The organism is Arthrobacter tecti (genome assembly GCF_054511355.1).
Window position 1 is genome coordinate 42715 of the sequence record NZ_JBTNCT010000006.1, and the last position, 18986, is coordinate 61700.

Consider the following 18986-nt stretch of genomic DNA (forward strand, 5'->3'; position numbering starts at 1 on the left):
AACGCATCGCAGGCGCTAATGTTCGGAACAGTTCGCTCATTCGGGGCGGGACAGGGGGATTCATGAACTGGATACGCGCCAATCGGCTCTTGACTGCGGGAGTGGCGATCGCCGTCGTCGGCCTTGTGCTGATGGGCATCGCGGCGCTGGCCGTGCCGTTCACACCGACGTTCGGGTGGTTCGCGTACGCACCGCTGGCCGAAGCGTCGTTTACACAGGGATCACCGGTTCCGGGTCTCACCGCTGGTGAAATCTTCGGCACGTCGATTGCCGCAGTCGGGCTCGTACTCGTCACCGGGGCGCTGGCCTATTACCGCGCTCGACGCGCATGAACAAAATCAGCGTTGTGCTTCTGAGCCTCGCGGTGCTGCTGATCCTGGGTGGGGTAGCGTTGCTGTTCGGCCAGCCGTCAACGGTCTTCGCGATGCAACCCATTGCTGAAGAGGCCAGCGTTGCGTACTCCTCGGAGCTCGTGGTCTCGTTCGACGCCGAACCCTCCCTCTCGGACAACCTCAGCCGAGTGGGCTGTGCGCTGTTGGTCGGCGGTCTCATGGTGAGCGCGGGGGCTATCGGCTGGCGGAACGGCCGGAAGGCGGCGGACGATGCTTCGTAGTTCCCGGGGCGCCCTGGCGGTGCTCGTGACCGGTGGTTCGCTGCTGCTGATCGGGATCCTTATCGCGGTCCTTTCGCAACCGGTCATCGTCGGGGACTTCGGCTTCATCGCCGGGAAGAGCGGCGAGGTATCGGTCGACGGGAACGGGTACATCACCAATATCCCGGGCTTTCCAACGCGCCCTGTGGGTGGGCTCCTGCTCGGTGGAGGGGTCGCTCTTGCCGCCGCGGTTGGCGGGTATGCCCTCGGACGACGACGGCGGGCCTGACGCGGCCGCGAGACTCGCGCCACGGTTTACCTGAGGATCCTCGCGACTATCGCGGCTTTCCGCCCGGTGTAGTCGGTCCAGTTCTCGGCGGTTACCGCGGCCTGCCGCTTCACTTCGAGGTACTCGGCTCTTGCAGCGCGATCGCGGCGCAGGATGTCACGGAAGCTGATTCGGCGCTTCCACTCCGCACCGCCGAGTACGACGACGTGGATCACCGCGGTGCGTTCCCCGTCTCTCATCAGCGCCAACCAGGCATGGCCCTCCCTGCTGCCGTCCTGTGGGAAACCATCGGCGACGAGGATCGCAACGGCCTCCGCCCACGCATCCGCATCGACGCCGACCAGCACGTCCACGACGTCCTTCGCAGGAAGGTCGGGAACTGCGGTGGAGCCGATGTGCTCGATCGCTGCATGTGGGAGCAGTGCCTTCAGCCGCTGCTCGATCGTGTTGTACCGGTTGGCCCAGCCCTCCCGGTTCGGCGCAACGAGAGCGATTCTTTCGACACCGTGCGGGTCCACAACAATCTGGAAGTCATCCTCATACAGGACCCTGCCCGGATCCTTCGACGTGACCCGGACGCACTCGACGCCGTACCGCTGGAGCAGCTCCATGTACTCGTCAACCTTGGCCAACAAGGGGGCTGCGCTGCCCTTGAACCAGGCTTGCGCCGCGGGGTTCACGGCGCGATCGTAGATGCTGGCATCAACCGTTGACGGGTCCGGATAAGCCGCGTTGCACCAATCGTTGGAGGTACGCCACCAGGCGTGGTCCGCAGCGGAAAGTTGACCTTCACGTGCCAGCCCGTTTGCGAGGCCGAAGATACCTGCGTAGCGTCCGTGCGCATTCGCGTGTGCGCTCTGAAACCGCACGTAGCTGACTATCTCGTCCACACGGTCATCCTGCCAGCTGCCGCCGACTCTTCTGCAAGACTCGACGCATGACTCCGAAGGTGCATCTGCTATGCGGGCTTAACGGCGCCGGCAAGACAACCTACGCGCGCCAACTTGAGCGCGAGCTCCCAGCCGTGCGCTTCAGCCTCGACGAATGGATGCTCCGCCTCTTCCCTGAGCTTCCCTACTCCGGCGACGATTACGGCCGCCAAGCGTCGGTATGCAAGGACCAACTCTGGACGGTGGCGCTGCAAGTTCTCGCAACCGGTACCGATGTGGTGCTGGACTGGAACCAGTGGAGCCGCCGTCGTCGTACTTTCTGGAAGGAGCGCGCCAACAGTGCCGGTTATGAGGCACTGTTGCACCACATCGCAACTCCGCTCGACGCGGCGCTGGCGCGATCGCGTGCGAGGTCGGCAAGTGAACCCGCGTGGGCACACAACCTGGCCGATGACGACGTCCGGCACCTCGCGAGCATCTTCGAGGCTCCCGCTGACGATGAAGGGCTGCAAATTCTCACTGTCGGGTAACCATAGTGCTCCTGGAAGAGTGCCAGCAGTGCAGGCATTGCCTGCAACGAGTGCAGATGAGGCATTCTCCAGGGAGCACACCCCCTCCGACACCCCGACGGCATGTCATGCTCAACCCATGAACATCACTGGATGGTGGCCTCGCCTGGATCAGGCGACCCGGGATTGGCTAATTGCCCACAACGGGGAGCCAGTCCCTGCGTCAGTGTTGGAGAAGATAAGTGCGGTCGGCGCAGCGCCGGATGGCATACAGGAGGACGACGGTTTCAACTTCGCTGACCACATTGTCGACTGGATCGAAGCCGCGGCCAACGAGGAGGAACCCGGCTAAAGCGCCAGCTTCATCCCCTCGTGCGAGGTAACGAACCCCAATCGCGAGTAGAAGCGGTGGGCATCGGTGCGCCGCTTGTCGGTGGTGAGCTGCACCAGTGCGCAGTTCCGGCGTCGTGCTGCACCGATCGCCCAGGTAATCATCTGGTTGCCTAAGCCGGAGTTCCGCGCAGATGAGGCAACCCGCACCGCTTCAATCTGCGCCCGAAGCGCACCGCGTCGAGCCAGACCGGGCAGGAAACTCAACTGCAGAGTGCCGACCACCGAAGAGCCAAGAACGACGACGACGAGAAGGTGGGCAGGATCATCGTCTATGGCGTCGAAGGCCTCCAGGTAAGGTTCCGCGTCACCTGGGTTCGCGATGCTGTCGCGCTCCCAACCCAGCTGATCATCGGCCAGCAGCGCGACGATCGCCGGCACGTCCTCCCGCATCGCCCGGCGCAGCACGGCCGTTTCGGAAAGAGCTTGGGGAAGGTTGTCGTGAGTGGTCATGCCTTCACCGTAATCGGCTCGCTGTGCATTGATGCATCACCCGCTACACCGGGGCCGCTAGTCCACGTGCTCAAGGTTGTAGCGCAGGCGTCGTTCGATGGCGGGCAGCTTGAGGGATGTCGCAGCCCGGACAATGGACCGGCGAACCTTCCCCATAGCTCGGAGCTCAGCTTCGTCCCTCAGCTTCTTCTTCTCGTCCAATCTCCGCGATGACTTCGTGCCGCCCCGGTGGACGTACTCGCTGACCGCGACTCGCACTATAGCGCCGGGCCACCAGTCCGAAGGAAGCAACCACTGCCGGTTCTCGGAATTCCACCGCATGCCGAGGTGTACAAGAATCACCGAACACACCAAATCTACAAGCAGGTCGTACGAAAGCGACGGCCAATCACCTTGACTAATCGCGATGATTGCGGAGAGGGCAATACCGAAAGCGAAGGACGCCGCCATGCACCACGATCCGAGCCTGGTTGTGGAGTCTGGCGATCTCGTACCGGCGGCAAGGTAGGTGTAGGCGAATGTCACCCACAGCGCGACAGCCGTGCTGATCAGGTACACCAGAACGGTCCTCCGCATATCCAACTGCTCCTGCATTCCCCAAATTACGCAGTTGATGATGGCCGCAGGGAGTGCAATCAGTAGAAGTTGCACAACCAACCAAGTCATGCGTTGTACCCGATTCTTGCAAGGCCAAGTTGTGGATGGCATTCGAACGCGCCTGAAGTGAGCGAGCACTCGTCGCTCTAGCTTGACGGCGTGCACAAGGGCCGGCACACCGCCCGCGTCGATCCGACCTAGCGCATCTACGGCAGCTAGAGAAGTCAGGTAGGTCAGCGCCAGAACGAACAGGATCATGCCGATGCTGGGTGGCGCCGATTGCACGAGGCCCAAAACGGTCAAATAACAAACGATTACCGCAACCGCAGAACACGCGAACATTCCCTCCGCCAGTCTGCGATCGCGTTTCCACTGATCAGAGAAGTCTGGACGGCTTCTCTCTTTTCTGGGCCACGCTTTAACTTGCAAACTGATCGCCACCGCTGCATAGCCGATGAGGGCGGTGAGCCCAATCTCAAGGTCAATCACGGGGACAAAAAATTCGGCACGCGGAATGCCTTCCGGCGAATTCTCCCAGAATAACCAAGAGCCCCAGACGACGAGCGCCGTAACCACTGCGCCTAGGACCGCCAGTCTGGCCACCGAATGCCCCGGTTGTTGGGAGGCCTTCCACCACTTGGTCAACCTTCGCTTCCGAACAGCAAACGAGACGCGCATTCCTACCTCCTTGAGACCGTGCGGTGCCTTGATCAGCACCATTTGGAAGACCTTAGAACCTGGCACCGACAATCCGTCACGGGCGTAGGAACAGCGCCACTAAGCTGGAACGCGTGATCAACGGGACAGTGCGCGCGCAGGTAGACAAAGTTTGGGACACCTTCTGGACCGGGGGCATCTCCAACCCCTTGGAAGTCATCGAGCAGATCACGTACCTGCTGTTCCTCAAGCGGCTCGACGAAGAGCAGACTGCCCTGGAGAGGCGCGCCAACCGCACTGGCAAGCCCATTCAGAACCCGATCTTTCCCGACGGAACAGACCCGCGCGGACGAGATTACGGCGATCTGCGGTGGGGCAAGTTTAAGGGGCTCTCACGCGAAGAGAAGTTCACACTCTTCTCCGACCACATCTTCCCGTTCATGCGCGAGGAGCTCACCCGTCAGTCGAACGGGGAGCACTCCACCTATAGCCATCACATGAAGGACGCCCGCTTCACCATTCCGAACGCCGGCGTCCTCGAACGCGTCATCGACATCATCGACGGCATCGACATGACCGGCCGCGACACCAAGGGCGACCTTTACGAGTACATGCTCTCGAAGATCGCCACCGCCGGTACCAATGGGCAGTTCCGCACACCGCGTCACATCATCAAGCTCATGGTGGACATGACGGACCCGCAGCCGGAGGAGGCGATCTGCGATCCGGCGTCCGGCACATGCGGCTTCCTGGTCAGCGCGGCCGAGCACCTGTGGAAGACCGACTTACTTACCAACGAAAAACAGCTTGCGTTCTACCATCACAAGCAGTTTCATGGGTACGACTTCGACAACACCATGCTGCGCATCGGGTCGATGAACATGCTCCTGCACGGCGTCGAGAACCCGGTGATCACATACCGGGATTCCCTAGCCGATCTGCACTCGGCCGAAGATGAGAAGTACCACCTGATCCTCGCGAATCCGCCGTTCGCCGGCAGCCTCGACTATGAGAACGTCGCCAAAGACCTCTTGAGCCTGGTGAAGACCAAGAAGACCGAACTCCTCTTTCTGGCACTGTTCATCAGATTGCTGAAGCCGGGCGGGCGCGCGGCGGTGATCGTGCCCGACGGTGTCCTGTTCGGATCGTCGAAGGCACACAAGGACCTTCGCAAACTGCTGGTCGAGGAGCACAAGCTCGACGCCGTCGTGAAACTCCCGTCCGGCGTCTTCAAGCCCTACGCGGGAGTCTCGACCGCGATCCTCTTCTTCACCAAGACCAATTCAGGAGGCACCGACAACGTCTGGTTCTACGACGTGAAGTCCGACGGCTTCAGCCTGGACGACAAACGCACTCCCCTCGGCTCGTCCGATCTACCCGACGTCCTGGAGCGGTACAAGCAGCGCACGACGACGGAAGCTGAGCGCGCACGAACCGAACAGTCCTTTCTTGTTCCCAGATCAGAAATCGCCGAGAACGGCTACGACCTCTCGCTCAACCGGTACAAGGAAGTCGAGTACGAAGAGGTCGAGCACAAAGCGCCGGAGGAGATCTTTGCGGAGCTTGAGGTCCTCGAGAAGGAGATCACGGACGGCATAGCGGAGTTGAAGGAACTGCTCAAGTGAGGATGGTTCCGCTCGGTGAAGTAGCGCAGGTTAACCCTCGCCTCGATCGCGCTTTGTGTGCCGACCAAGAGGTCTCCTTCGCCGGTATGGCGGACATGTCTGAAACTTCTGGGTCCCTGTTGACGCCATCGCTTCGCTCCTACGCAGAGATACCCAAGGGCCTTACTCCCTTCCAACGGGACGACCTTCTAATTGCAAAGATCACGCCGTGTTTCGAGAATGGGAAGATCGGTCGGGCCTCGATTAGTACTGAGCTCGGATTCGGATCGACTGAGTTTCACGTCGTCCGCCCTATCCAGACCGCGCTGGATAGCGGATACCTACGCCAATTCCTTCGCCGCCCACACTTCAGGCTTGCCGGGGAGTTGCGTATGACCGGCAGCGCAGGACAACGGCGGGTGCCCGCCAGCTATGTGTCAGGCACCTTAATCCCGCTGTCATCCCTCGACGAGCAGCGGCGCATCGCGGCGATCCTAGACAAGGCTGACGACCTCCGAGCCAAGCGCCACGAAGCCCTCGCGCGCCTCGACACACTCACACAGTCCATCTTCGAGGACTTATTCGGTGACCCTGCCATTAACCGCTTCCATTGGCCGATGCTCGCGCTCGGCGATATCTCTACGAAGTTCTCCGACGGCCCCTTCGGATCTAATCTAAAGAGCTCTCACTACGTCAAGGCCGGCGTCCGTGTCATTCGCCTCCAGAACATCGGGGTTGGGGAGCTTCTTGATACAGATAAGGCTTTCATCAGTGAGGAGCACTTTCAGTCTCTGATAAAACATGAATGCCTCCCTGGGGACCTTTTAGTCGGAACGTTGGGTGATCCGAACCTTCGCGCAATCATCCAACCCGGAACCCTACCCAGAGCGCTCAATAAGGCCGATTGTGTTCAAATCCGGATCAATCAGGATCTAGCCTCGACCGCCTACGTTTGTGCGCTTCTCAATATGCGCTCAACTGAACGTATGGCTCAGGGACTCGTGCTCGGACAAACGCGAGGTCGGATCAGCATGGGACGGTTGAAAGGGTTGAGAGTCCCAATGCCTCCGTTAACGAGACAGAAGGAATTCGACTCCCGCGTCGCCGCCCTCGAGCGCTTGAAGGAGCACCACCGCACTCAGCTCGCACACTTGGACACCCTCTTTGCTTCCCTCCAGCACCGCGCGTTCAAAGGAACACTGTAGGAATGAGTTGGGATGTCGTCGATCTACGCGCTTGGGAGTTATCGCAACAGGAAACTGAAGGCGATAACGAGAAGCAGTGGTACATCGAGCCGTCTACCGGGCACCGCTGGCTTTTCAAGCCGAATCGTCCTGACCGCTCCCCGTTCGAGAGCCACGCCGAGGTGATCGCGTCGCGAATCGCACAGCTCTTGAATGTCCCCGCAGCACAGGCTGAGCTCGCAAGTTTGGGCGATTCCTTGGGATGCATCTCGAAGAACGTCCTTGCTCACAGGGACAATCAGGAGATCCGACCGGACCAGATCCTCGCGATGCGCGTTGAGAGCTACGAGCCAAAGGCGAAGATCAGGGTTGGACACAACCGAACTAACATTGTCGAGATACTCCAGTCCTGCAGAGCGCCAAAAGCAGTGGAAGACGTTCAGGGTCTTAGTGCACTCGACTGGTTCGTCGCATACCTGTTCTTCGATGCGCTGATCGGCAACGTCGACCGACACAGCAGCAACTGGGCACTCGAATTCGATTGGTCAGATTCCGGCGATCCCTGTATCCGCCTGGCACCGTCCTTCGATCATGCCTCGTCTCTGGGAGTATCGATGAGGGATCGGGGACTTGACCGATTGATGGCCCGCCCGGATGGCCCGGCTGAGTACCCGCTCAAAGCGAAAGCCAGCAGATTCGAAGATGGGATTGGTGTCTCGCTGGTCGACTACGCCACCTCGTACTTGCCCCACTGCACAGAAGACGGCAGACGGCGCCTTGAGCGCCAGTTCACGCAAGTTCCACTCGGTGAGATCACATCCGTCATCGGGTCAGCCAACTTGTCACCGGCCAGTACTACACTGGCGAATACACTCATCAGAACGAACGCGGAGAGGATATCCCGGTGTCTAAGTCAATGACGACGCGCTTGATTCCGCCCCTCCGCGAAGCCTCACAGGAGCACACCACCAAGCTGCTGGTCGCTTGGCGCAACCCCGTTCACAAGGCATACCTGCTAATCGGTTCCGTAGTGCATGTCGACACCCCAAACGGTGAGGTCTTCGAATTCTCGTACCGAAAAGATGTCGAGAAAAAGCCCCTGTTTCACCGTATCCCGGGGTTCGACGATGTTGACCGTGTCTATCGATCAAAGCAACTGTTCCCCTTCCTCGCTGGGCGAATCATGAGCGACAGCCGGCCCGACCGCGGTCGTTGGCTGGACGCAATCGGCGCTTCGAAGAGTGCTGGGCCGCTCGAGATTCTGTCGCATTCGTTCGGAGTTCGCGCAAACGACACATATGAACTGTTTGCCGCACCTTCCGCTGACGAAGCGGAAGACACGCTCGCCTTCGACGTGCTTGTCCATGGAACGCGTTATCAGGAACCTCAAGACGCGGTGCACGCAGAGATCAATCTCATGGCGCCCGGGTCCGCATTGAAAGTAATTCCGGAACCTGAGAATGGACGGGACTCTCGCGCACACGCCATCCACGCGCCAAGTGGACAGCGGCTCGGGTACGTCCCAGCACCGGTGCTTGATTACCTTCAGGAGTACTGCACTATCTCCGGACACTTTACGGCTGAGACACTCCGAGTCAATCCGGAGGAGCTAGGGCCGCATCTTCGCTTGGTAATGCGTCTTACGTACCATGCACGCAGCTGATCGTTATGCCTACAAGTGCAGCAACGTCGAACGGCGACGCGCAGGCGAAGCAGACCTACGACCTCGGCAACCTCCACTAAGACTACTTCGAGTAGCTTGCACTTATTTCACTTGAGCGCCATCATTTGTTATCGAGTGAAAAGGAGTAGTCAATGAGCGCACTCACGGGCACAACCCTGATGTCCATCCTCAACATCAGCGCTACTCAGTCGCAAGAAGCAACAGAAGTCTCCCAGCACTTCAGCGAAGTAGATCCTAAGGAACTCCGGATTCGAATCGAATCATCGTCCGCCGAGGCAGTCACGCTCCCCGAAAACCTGAACGAGCTGCTGCAGACGGTTCTAAGGCTTGCGGCGTCCGGCAAGGATATCGGGCTGACCCAGCGCTCAAAGGCCTTGACCAGCGTTGAAGCCGCCCAGGTGCTCGGAATCTCCCGGCCTACGCTGATCAAAATGGCAGCAGCAGGGGAGATCCAGTCCCATAAGGTTGGCTCCCATAACCGCTTCCTTCGAGCGGATCTTGAGCAGTTCGCCGAGCGTCGCGCGGATGTTGAACGCGCAGCTTTCAACGCATTCCGGGACCTGGAGCACGCGCTCGATCAAGAATAGATTTGCATGATCAGATATCCTGCAGCAAGGGACCAGCAGAGGGGCAATGATGGGGGACGCGGCTCAATTACAGAGCAACTTCGCGTTCCTACGTGCCGAATGGCCCGATATCGCCGTCGAAGCCCGCAACGCTGAGCGCTTTGCCCGTATCGACCCCCGCACGTCCCTCCTTTACTGCCGCCGCACCCTCGAATTCACCCTGCAGTGGATCTTCATCGCCGACACGTCGCTGGACCAGCCGTACAAAGACGACCTCAACGGCATGCTCAACGAACCCACCTTCAAGAAACTCGCCGGTGAGCGCCTCCTCGACAAGATGCATCTGGTACGGAAGGTCTCCAACAAAGCCGTTCACACCAACGTCGCCATCAATGTCCAAACGTCCGAGGCCATCCTCCGCGAACTCTTCCAAACCTGCTTCTGGCTAGCCCAGCGCTACGCCCGCCAGGAACAGAACCGCCCGACACCGGGACTCGCCTTCGACGGTGCGCTCCTCAGCCCCCAGCGCCGCCCAATGCCCGCACCGCCAAAACCAGGCGGTCCAAAACCAGCCCAACCGGCCGACGTCGTACCCAAAACCGCCGAGCAAGTTGCCGCCCTCGCGAAGGAGCTTGAGGAGCGGGATCGCAAGCTCGCCCAAGCAGACCAGCAGCAGGCGCGCCTTGAGGACGAGCTCAGGCAGCTTCGCGAACAGATCAAGCTGGTCACCGCACAACGCCGCCACGAGCCGGACACACATGACTACGACGAGGGCGTCACCCGCACCGACCTGATCGACCCCCAACTGGAGTGGGCCGGATGGGATCTGTCCCACGAAGACGTCAGAGAATTCGCCGTCGACACCATGCCCACACCGCAGGGCACACTCACCGGCAAGGGCGCCGCAGACTATGTGCTCTGGGGAGCCAACGGCTTACCGCTCGCCGTCGTCGAAGCCAAACGCACCACCAAGGATCCGCACAACGGCCGCCAGCAGGCCCGTCTCTACGCCGATTGCCTGGAACGGCGCTTCGGCCAGCGGCCCATCATCTACTTCACCAACGGATACCAGACCTACATCTGGGACGACGCGTTCTATGCCGAGCGGAAAATTCAGGGCTTCCACACTCGCGATCAGTTGCAGCTTATGGTGGACCGCCGCACCACCAGGAAGTCGCTCGGGGAAGCGATCATTGATAACGCCGTCGTGGAGCGGGACTACCAGCACGCCGCCATCCGCGCAGTCACCCAAGCATTTGAGAACGACGCCGAGAGGCGCGCCCTCGTGGTGATGGCCACGGGAACCGGTAAAACCCGCATGGTCATCGCTCTCGCTGATCTCCTCATGAAAGCCAACTGGGTCAAGCGCGTCCTCTTCCTCGCGGACCGGGTGGCGCTCGTGGACCAGGCCGCGCGGGCCTTCAAGACTCACCTACCCGGCTCTGCTCCGGAAGTGCTCGGGCGTGACAAGACTGCGGACAGCCGCATTCATCTGGCCACCTACCCCACCATGATGAACCTCATCGACGAGACGGTGGGCGACGGCAAGGTCAATCGCGAGCGATACAACATTGGCCACTACGACCTCATCATTGTCGACGAAGCGCACCGCTCGGTCTACCAGAAGTACAAGGCGATCTTCGACTACTTCGACTCTTTCCTCATCGGCCTCACGGCGACACCAACCGATGATGTCGACCGCAACACCTTCGCCCTCTTCAACATCGAGGACAACGTCCCCACCTTCGCCTACGAGCTGGACCGGGCGGTCGCAGAAGGCTGGCTTGTCCCCCGCCGGGGTATCGAAGTACCCCTCAAGTTTCCCTACGAGGGCATCCACTACGAGGACTTGAGTGAGCATGAAAAGGACGAGTGGGATTCCAAGGAATGGGACGACGATGGCGAGATTCCCGACGAAGTGGACCGCGCCGTCGTCAATAAATGGCTCTTCAACAAGGACACCGTAGATAAGGCGCTTGAGGTCCTGATGGAGCGCGGACACCGGGTCGCCGGCGGCGACCGGATCGGCAAGACCATCATCTTCGCCCGGAACAACGACCACGCCCGGTTCATTGAGGAACGCTTCAACGTCAACTACCCGGGAGAGAAAGGCGAAGCCGCGCAGGTCATCACTTACCAGGTGAACTACGCGTCCACCCTCATCGAAAAGTTCGGGAAACCGGCTAGCAAACCCGACATCGCTATCTCAGTCGACATGCTCGATACCGGCATCGACGTTCCACAGGTGGTCAACCTGGTGTTCTTCAAACCAGTACGCTCTAAGACCAAGTTCTGGCAGATGGTAGGACGCGGAACGCGTCTCTGCCCTGACCTATATGGCCCGGACAGGCACAAGGAAGAATTCCTGATCTTCGACCTGTGCCGCAATCTCGAGTTCTTCAACGCTGAGCTTGAACTATCCGAAACCCCGATAGCCAAACCCTTGGCACAACGCACCTTCATCACGCGGGTCCGCTTACTTCAGGCTTTGCAGGACGCGGACTACGACAGCGGATATGTCGATAGCATCCGAGATTCGCTCCACTGCACAGTTCGCGATCTTCCGCGAGAGAACTTTCGCGTACGTCCGAGGCTGGAGCACGTTGACCGCTTTGCTCGCAGGGAGCAATGGGACTCTCTGGAACCACATGATGCCGAGGTGCTCGAATCCCACCTGAGTGGTCTGGCCGTCATCACGGCCCCGAAAGACACAGAGGAATCCAAGCGCTTCGATCAGCTTCTGTTCAACGCACAGCTTGCGCTCCTGACTGACCCAGGGAAGTTGGCACCCCTTCGGCGGAAAATCATCGACATCGCGTCGGCTCTGCAGGATCAACCGAGCATCCCGGCAATTGCCGAGCGGCTCGGGTTGATTGAAGACGTTCTCAGTCCGATCCATTGGGAAGCCGCCTCGCCAATCTGGTTGGAGGAGATCCGGCGAAAGCTTCGGCCGCTTGTGCATCTCATCGAGAAGAAGCGCCGCAAGGTGGTCTATACGGACTTTGATGACGAACTTGGCGAGATACGCGAGGTGGAAATTCCCTCCGTCGTCAGCTCCGTCGATCTGGTTCGGTACGGCGAGAAGGTGCGCCTCTACCTTGCTGACAAGATGAACCACGCTACTATCCAGCGTCTCCGCCGGAACCGGCCTTTGACGGAACTCGATCTGCAGGAACTCGAACAGTTGCTCGTGGACAGCGGCGCCGGCTCCAAGGATGATCTGGCTCGTGCCGCCGAGAAGGGCCTCGGCTACTTTGTCCGCTCGCTCGTCGGGCTCGAGCCGGACGCCGTGAAAGAGGCGATGGCGGAATTCATCGCGGGCACGACGATGAACACCGCGCAACTCGACTTCGTTAACATGATCGTGCAGCACCTCACGCGGAACGGTGTCATGGAGGTGGGCCAGTTGTACGAGTCGCCGTTCAAGGCCGTAGCGCCAACCGGGCCGGATGACCTTTTTGGCGTGGAGAAGGCGGATGTCCTTGAGGGTGTGCTGCGTCACCTCAAGGAGACAACCCGCGCGAGCTGAAGTCACCAAAACTCCAACCCAACTCTCAGGATCCGGGTGTAGCGTAACGGTCAGGTCTGCCGAACAGAGCACTAGCAGGGTGAGGAAAGTTCAATGACTCCGACAACACACAAAACCTGGAGACAATGGACACCGGCCGCCATCGCCGCCGGAGCAATCGGCGCGGCCGCCGTGATCACGCCGCTTACCGCCAGCGCCGCCGTTGACCTTACCGACAAAACACCCGCCCAAGTCCTCGAGCTTGTCCAGAACGAGAGCGTCGATGCGTTCTCTGGCACCGTCGAGCAAACCTCGAACCTCGGCCTGCCCGATCTTGCCGCAATCGGCCCAACAGATAACGACGACGGCGGTGAAACCTCCCCCGCCAACGCCGCCCTTGAACTCCTTACCGGCTCGCACACGGCCAACGTCTTCGTCAACAGCCCGGACCAGGCGCGCCTGCAGGTCCTCGACCAGCTCGAGGAACGCAACATCATCCGCAACGGCGACGACCTCTGGTACTACAATTCGGACGAAAATGAGGCCGTCCATGCCACTGCCAAGAATCACAAACAGCACGACGGCGACACCCACGCGCCCGACGACATCGCCGCCCGCTTCCTCGAGAAGATCGACCCCTCAACCGAAGTGACCGTCGGCTCTGACCGCTCGGTCGCCGGACGCGCCGTCTACGACCTGATCCTCACTCCCCGTTCAAACGAGACACTCGTCGGCTCGGTGAGCGTCGCTGTCGACGGCGAAACCGGACTCCCGCTGGGCGTCACTGTCGTTGCAAAAACGACCAACGAGACCGCCTTTAGCTCCAGCTTCACCGAAGTCAGCTACGAGGAACCGGACGCCAACCTGTTCACCTTCACCCCACCGGAGGGTGCAACAGTCACGGAAGTCGACAAGGGCAACAAGCCGGACACCGGCGAGAAGCCCGAGGGTGCAGAAGAGCCAACGGTCGTGGGCAAGGGCTGGGACGCCGTCGTCGTCATGCCTGCCGGGGAGCAGGAACTGCCCGAAGCGATGAACCAGCTCAGCACCCCGGTGGACGGCGGGCGCCTCATCGAGACCACGCTCGTCAACGTGCTGATCACCGACGACGGCCGAGTCCTCGCCGGCTCCGTCACCCCGGAGCGCCTGCAGGCAGTAGCCGCCGGCCAGTGAGCGGCGGCTCCGACCTCGTCATAGAAACCGAGGGCCTGACCAAAAGGTTGGGCGGCAGAAACGTGGTCAACGGCATTGACCTTGAGGTTCCACGCGGTTCCGTCTTCGGTTTCCTCGGGCCCAACGGTTCCGGGAAAACAACGACGATAAGGATCCTCCTCGGACTCGCATCGGCTACGTCCGGCGACGTCCGGGTCCTGGACCGGGCCATCCCGCGGGCGCTACCCGAAGTACTGCCCCGGGTCGGGGCGCTCGTCGAAGGGCCAGGGTTCTACCCGTTCCTCTCCGGCACCGCGAACCTCCTGCGCCTTGACGCTGCCGACCGCTACGTCACTCCCGCAACCCGCCGTCGCCGCGTTGAACAGGCACTCGAACGGGTGGGCCTCTCGCAGGCCGCCCGCAAAAAAGTGGGCCGCTACTCGCTCGGGATGAAGCAACGGCTCGGCATCGCGAGCGCGCTGCTCACGCACCGCGACCTGATTGTCCTCGACGAACCCACCAACGGCTTCGATCCGCAGGGCACCCGCGAAGTCCGCCACCTCATCCGCTCCCTCACCGAAGAGGGAACCACCGTCTTCGTCTCGAGCCACCTGCTCGCCGAGGTTGAACAGATCTGCTCACACGCTGCAGTCCTCAGCGCCGGAAGCCTCGTCGCCCAGGGCAGCCTCGACGACCTCCGCCGAACAGGTGAGCCCCGCGCCCGCGTCCTCACCCCCGATACCCGGGAGGCGTGCGCAGTGTTGCGTGGGCTTGGCTTGAAGCCCGACGACGACGGCGCCACCCCAACTACGCTGGCCGTCACCGCTCCGCTCCCCGCCGGTATGGCGCCCGATCGGATCGTGCGGGCTTTGGTCGAAGCAGACGTCCGGGTCAACGGATTCACGCTTGAGCATCCGGGCCTTGAGGACCTGTTCGTTGCGCTCACCGGGGAGGGATTCGACGTTGTCCAGTGAGAACGCACCCAACGAGTCCCCACGCGGACAAACCGCGCCGGCCCGCCAGGGATCCGGCTGGCGATTTATGGGCTCGGAACTCTCGGTGCTGTTCAGGCGCAGGCGCACCTGGGCACTCCTTGCCGCTCTCGCCGCGATCCCGGTCCTCATTGCAGTGGCGGTACGGCTGTCGTCCGGCCCGTCAAGAGGACGAGGTCCGGCGTTCCTGGACCAGGTCAGCCAGAACGGGTTGTTCGTCGCCGTGGTCGGGACAATCGTGGCCATTCCGCTGTTCCTGCCCTTGACCGTCGGCGTGGTTGCCGGTGACACGATCGCAGGCGAAGCCAGCACGGGCACGCTCCGGTACCTGTTGATGGCACCCGTGGCACGCGGCCGCCTCCTCGCAGTGAAGTACATTGCCGCCGTCGTCTTCTGCCTTGCAGCAACGTTGACGGTTGCCCTGGCCGGCGTCCTGATGGGCGCGCTGTTGTTTCCTGTGGGGCCGGTGACGCTGCTCTCTGGGACAACAATCGGCGTGCCGGAGGCGCTCCTGCGCGTTGCGCTGGTGTCGCTCTACGTAACCCTTTCGCTGACCGGACTCGCCGCCGTCGGGCTCTTCCTGTCCACTATGACCGACGTGCCGGTGGGGGCAATGGCTGCAACCGTGGTGGCCGCCGTCGTCAGTCAGGTGTTGGGACAACTTCCACAGCTGGAGTGGCTCCACCCATGGCTTCTCAGCCAATACTGGCTCGGTTTCGCGGACCTGCTGCGGGACCCGATCGTGTGGGACTCCTTCCTGGCCAACGGAGTGCTTCAGACCGGCTATGTACTGGTGTTCGGGGCCTTTGCGTACGGCAGGTTCTCGACGAAGGACGTGCTGGCATAACGCTGGATGTCGCCCGATCATACGCCACATCAACGCCTGATGAACGCTCAGTAATGATCGAAATATGTCTAGACAGATCAGGATCTCGCAAGTAACTTGAATCACACTGCCCCTTCGGCCAACGATGACGAATTCTAGATCCGGGCACGCCCGGTAGTCCCGGTTGGCCGTTTCCGTTCTTCAAGCGAAAGTGACTCAATGACAACCGACAAAGGAATTGGGCGCCGCGGGTTTATTGGCGTCAGCCTCGCCACCGCCGGCGCAACTGCCGCATCCGTAAGCTCAGCACAAGCAGCGCCCATCCGTGCCGCAATACTCGAGTTCCTGGACCCCTGGACGAAGGCAACCGGCCTGCGGCCGTTGCTCACCGAAGCAGGCGCCACAGTCGTCAACCTCGATCCCGCGAAACCTGCAACGGCGCAGGGCGTGGATCTGATCGTCTTCGGCACGTTCACCAACAACGCGCCAACCTACCTGGACTACGTCGCGGCCAACGAAGCCTCCCTGCAGGAGTTCGTCTCGCTGGGCGGCGTTGTGCTCGATCTGGCGCAGTCGGACCAGTTCGGCGCCGAAACCGCCTACCTGCCGGAACCCCTCAGTGCCGTACGGGCCAACCCCGATCACGATGCCATCTACTCGCTCGCGCCCGAGCACCCGTTGGTCAAGAACCTGCGCACGGACAGCGGGCGCGTGTTCACCGGCCGGTCCAGCGCCTTCCCCGTGAGCTACGAGACTCTTATCAGTTGGAAGTCCATGCGGGTACTACTCTCCTGCACATCTGGTGGCAGCCCGCAGCCCCCTGCCATGGTGGAGGGTGCCCACGGCAAGGGACGGTTCCTCGTCACCAGTCTGGCCATTGACAAGTGCTATGACTCGGCCGGAGCGGCAATGCAGCCGGACGTCGCACTCCAGGACAGCAAGACGTTCTTCGCGGCCCTCACCGAATACGTCGTCTCCGTGAAGGCGGGAACGGCTCCCGCCGTAGTGCCGACTCCCGTTCCCAAGGAACCCGCCGCAGGGCCGATGGTCGGCGACGTCTCCGTGCGCACCGCCCGCATCTGGGTGCGCCCGGGCCGCGACCACCACAACCTCGTGAATTGGGAATGTACGGTACGCGGGTACGGCCGGTCACAGCGGACGGTCAAGGCGACCCTCAGCTCGGCCAACGATTTCAGCATGATCTTCGACGTCAAACATCTGCAGCCGGACACGCGCCACACCTTCTCGATTGTCCCCGTCGATGATCCTGAATTCGAACCGTTGATCGGCTCTTTCACCACGTCACCGACCGACAGCATGCGGAAAAAGATCGTGATGGGCATGGGGTCGTGTGCGCCGTCGGCATCCGACGCCGTGTGGGACCGCATCGTTTCCGAGGGCTGCGACAGCTTTGTCATGATGGGCGATACCCCATACATCGACTCCACCAACCTCCAGTTCGCCCGACAGCGTCACCGAGAGTTCCTCCAGGTTCCGGAGTTGAAGCGGCTGGTGCGCTCCATGCCCGTATGGGGAACATGGGATGACCACGACTTCGGCGGCAACGACGTCCACGGCGACCTCGCCGGCAAGCGCAACAGCCGCACCGCCTTTGTGGATTACCGCGCCAACACCACCTACGGCCACACGGCCGACGGCGTCACCCAGACCGAGCGCGGCGACGGCGAAGGCATCTACTCATCCTTCCGCCGCGGGCCGATCGAAGGTTTCATGCTGGATCCCCGTTGGTTCAGCCGCACTGAACCGAGCTGGGCGGACCCCACGAAGACAACCTGCCTGGGCAACGTGCAGTGGGAGTGGTTCAAGAAGGAACTGCTGGAGAGCACGGCAACGTTCAAGCTGATCTTCAGCGGAATGATCTGGGACGACAAGCAGAACTCGGAAAGCGATGACTGGGGAACCTACTCCTACGAACGTGAAGCCATCTTCGACTTCATCAAGGAGAACAAGATCCCCGGAGTGATCCTGATGAGCGGCGACATCCACGTCTCACGCGCACTCAATTACGGTCCGCGCGTGGGCTACGATCTGTGGCAGTTCATTGTGAGCCCGCTGCACGACCGCACCATCCCCAGCCTGAACGTGCCGCACCCGGCCCTGGTGCATAGCGCCGTGGAACCCAACGTGTTCATGAAGATGGTTGCGGACACCACCGTGGAGCCTGCAACGCTCACTGCGACGTGGATCAACCGGGCCGGCGAGCGCATCTTCGAGGTGGCGACTGACTCGAAGAAGCTGGGCCACCGCTCCTAACCACACCGGAATCGACTCTCCCCAAATGGGGCTTTTCAGGGCATTTCAAAGCCCCGGAAGGCCCATTTGGGGAGAGTCGATAGTGTCAGACCAGCATGCCATCCAGCGCGGAAACTGCGACGTCGTGGGAGGTATGGTCGTAGCGGAAGGTGACCACACCGCCGTCGTGCCTTAGCTCGTGGTTAGCCCCATCCCGAACGCCGAACGCTCCGTAGTTCTCCGCCCAGGACCGATTCAGCGCCACCTTGTACAGATAAAAGCCCGCAGGGAGTTCAACCGTCAACTCCCACTGCTGCGACACCGGACTATAGGCCATCTGCGTCTCGGACGCCGACGGATCCCAATCCTTGCTGCCTAACAGCTGCCCGAAGTCCCCCGCGACGGCAACGGCCGACAACGCTGCGGCCACCCGCGCTCCCTCGGCTGTGATCGCCCAGCCTCCGCGGCCCTTGACGATCAGGCCGTCCTTCACCAACTTTGCGGTTGCCGCCGAGAGCCGTTTGATACCGCGGGACACCCCGCCGCTCAACGGTTCACTTTCCCATTCACTCAGGGGCACGCGCACGACGGCGGCGGCCAGGACCTGCGGGCCGCTCACGACGGCGCCGGGCCGCTCAGCGAGCTCCTCCAGTACTGCCTTCAAACGGCCGGCGGTGTTGTCTTGGTTGTTCTGCGGATTCATGGTGAAACCTCCCGGTAGGCTGCGACACCAGAATTCTGACAGCGGAAGCGGCCGATCCCGTGAAGCGGCGCGACGACGTCGTGCAATGTGTCGGACCGTTACTCGGGATTTCTCATCCGCTCCTCATAATCCTGGAC

19 protein-coding genes are annotated in these 18986 nt (G+C 61.3%); 15 read left to right on the forward strand and 4 right to left on the reverse strand.

The features are described from left to right. The first annotated feature begins 62 nt into the window (after positions 1–62). The 3 genes from ACX80C_RS09105 to ACX80C_RS09115 are packed head-to-tail and all read left to right on the forward strand — an operon-like array spanning position 63 to position 881. On the forward strand, positions 63–332 hold the full coding sequence (locus ACX80C_RS09105) for a hypothetical protein (RefSeq protein WP_459326148.1): 270 nt from the start codon (positions 63–65) through the stop codon (positions 330–332). Next, a complete protein-coding gene (locus tag ACX80C_RS09110; protein WP_459326149.1) occupies positions 329–613 on the forward strand; it encodes a hypothetical protein in 285 nt (94 codons plus the stop codon). Before ACX80C_RS09105 ends, ACX80C_RS09110 begins: the two co-directional genes overlap by 4 nt. Continuing rightward, a complete protein-coding gene (locus ACX80C_RS09115; RefSeq protein ID WP_459326150.1) occupies positions 603–881 on the forward strand; it encodes a hypothetical protein in 279 nt (92 codons plus the stop codon). The genes ACX80C_RS09110 and ACX80C_RS09115 overlap by 11 nt, the downstream gene beginning before the upstream one ends. A 26-nt stretch (positions 882–907) precedes the next feature. Here ACX80C_RS09115 and ACX80C_RS09120 read toward each other — a convergent pair whose 3' ends face one another. Beyond that, positions 908–1771 (reverse strand): GrpB family protein, encoded by an 864-nt coding sequence (locus ACX80C_RS09120; protein WP_459326151.1) that lies wholly within the window; start codon positions 1769–1771, stop codon positions 908–910. Positions 1772–1818: 47 nt separating this feature from the next. On the opposite strand from ACX80C_RS09120, the gene ACX80C_RS09125 reads away from it, so the two are divergent. Together ACX80C_RS09125 and ACX80C_RS09130 are read left to right on the forward strand one after the other, a co-directional pair. Then, entirely contained in the window at positions 1819–2301 is a 483-nt protein-coding gene (locus ACX80C_RS09125) for an AAA family ATPase (protein ID WP_459326152.1), read from the forward strand. Positions 2302–2419: 118 nt separating this feature from the next. Next, positions 2420–2632: a hypothetical protein gene (locus ACX80C_RS09130; protein WP_459326153.1), complete on the forward strand. Its 213-nt coding sequence runs from the start codon at positions 2420–2422 to the stop codon at positions 2630–2632. On the opposite strand, the gene ACX80C_RS09135 is transcribed toward ACX80C_RS09130, so the two are convergent. Continuing rightward, on the reverse strand, positions 2629–3123 hold the full coding sequence (locus ACX80C_RS09135; RefSeq protein ID WP_459326154.1) for a GNAT family N-acetyltransferase: 495 nt from the start codon (positions 3121–3123) through the stop codon (positions 2629–2631). The genes ACX80C_RS09130 and ACX80C_RS09135 overlap by 4 nt on opposite strands. A 57-nt stretch (positions 3124–3180) precedes the next feature. Continuing rightward, positions 3181–3789 carry a hypothetical protein gene (locus tag ACX80C_RS09140; protein WP_459326155.1) on the reverse strand — a complete coding sequence of 203 codons (609 nt, stop codon included), beginning with the start codon at positions 3787–3789 and terminating at the stop codon, positions 3181–3183. A gap of 722 nt (positions 3790–4511) precedes the next feature. Here ACX80C_RS09140 and ACX80C_RS09145 point away from each other — a divergent pair. From ACX80C_RS09145 to ACX80C_RS09190, 10 genes are all read left to right on the forward strand, one after another. Then, positions 4512–6002, forward strand: coding sequence for a type I restriction-modification system subunit M (locus ACX80C_RS09145; protein ID WP_459326156.1), 1491 nt, complete (start codon positions 4512–4514; stop codon positions 6000–6002). A gap of 2 nt (positions 6003–6004) precedes the next feature. Next, entirely contained in the window at positions 6005–7186 is a 1182-nt protein-coding gene (locus ACX80C_RS09150; RefSeq protein ID WP_459326288.1) for a restriction endonuclease subunit S, read from the forward strand. 2 nt (positions 7187–7188) lie between these two features. Further along, positions 7189–8085 (forward strand): HipA domain-containing protein, encoded by an 897-nt coding sequence (locus ACX80C_RS09155; RefSeq protein ID WP_459326157.1) that lies wholly within the window; start codon positions 7189–7191, stop codon positions 8083–8085. Further along, positions 8070–8828, forward strand: coding sequence for an HIRAN domain-containing protein (locus ACX80C_RS09160; RefSeq protein ID WP_459326158.1), 759 nt, complete (start codon positions 8070–8072; stop codon positions 8826–8828). Before ACX80C_RS09155 ends, ACX80C_RS09160 begins: the two co-directional genes overlap by 16 nt. Positions 8829–8980: 152 nt before the next feature. Further along, positions 8981–9436, forward strand: coding sequence for a helix-turn-helix domain-containing protein (locus tag ACX80C_RS09165; RefSeq protein WP_459326159.1), 456 nt, complete (start codon positions 8981–8983; stop codon positions 9434–9436). A 46-nt stretch (positions 9437–9482) separates the two neighbouring features. Next, positions 9483–12944 (forward strand): DEAD/DEAH box helicase family protein, encoded by a 3462-nt coding sequence (locus ACX80C_RS09170; RefSeq protein WP_459326160.1) that lies wholly within the window; start codon positions 9483–9485, stop codon positions 12942–12944. A gap of 93 nt (positions 12945–13037) precedes the next feature. Then, complete coding sequence (locus ACX80C_RS09175) at positions 13038–14096, forward strand: LolA family protein (protein ID WP_459326161.1); 1059 nt, start codon at positions 13038–13040, stop codon at positions 14094–14096. After that, entirely contained in the window at positions 14093–15049 is a 957-nt protein-coding gene (locus tag ACX80C_RS09180; protein ID WP_459326162.1) for an ABC transporter ATP-binding protein, read from the forward strand. Before ACX80C_RS09175 ends, ACX80C_RS09180 begins: the two co-directional genes overlap by 4 nt. A 67-nt stretch (positions 15050–15116) precedes the next feature. Further along, positions 15117–15914 (forward strand): ABC transporter permease, encoded by a 798-nt coding sequence (locus ACX80C_RS09185; RefSeq protein WP_459326289.1) that lies wholly within the window; start codon positions 15117–15119, stop codon positions 15912–15914. Between the two features lie 198 nt (positions 15915–16112). Beyond that, the gene (locus tag ACX80C_RS09190; RefSeq protein WP_459326163.1) at positions 16113–18167 is read left to right on the forward strand and encodes an alkaline phosphatase D family protein; all 2055 of its coding nucleotides are present in this window, start codon (positions 16113–16115) and stop codon (positions 18165–18167) included. 85 nt (positions 18168–18252) lie between these two features. On the opposite strand, the gene ACX80C_RS09195 is transcribed toward ACX80C_RS09190, so the two are convergent. After that, entirely contained in the window at positions 18253–18849 is a 597-nt protein-coding gene (locus tag ACX80C_RS09195; protein WP_459326164.1) for a pullulanase X25 domain-containing protein, read from the reverse strand. Positions 18850–18986: the final 137 nt, after the last annotated feature.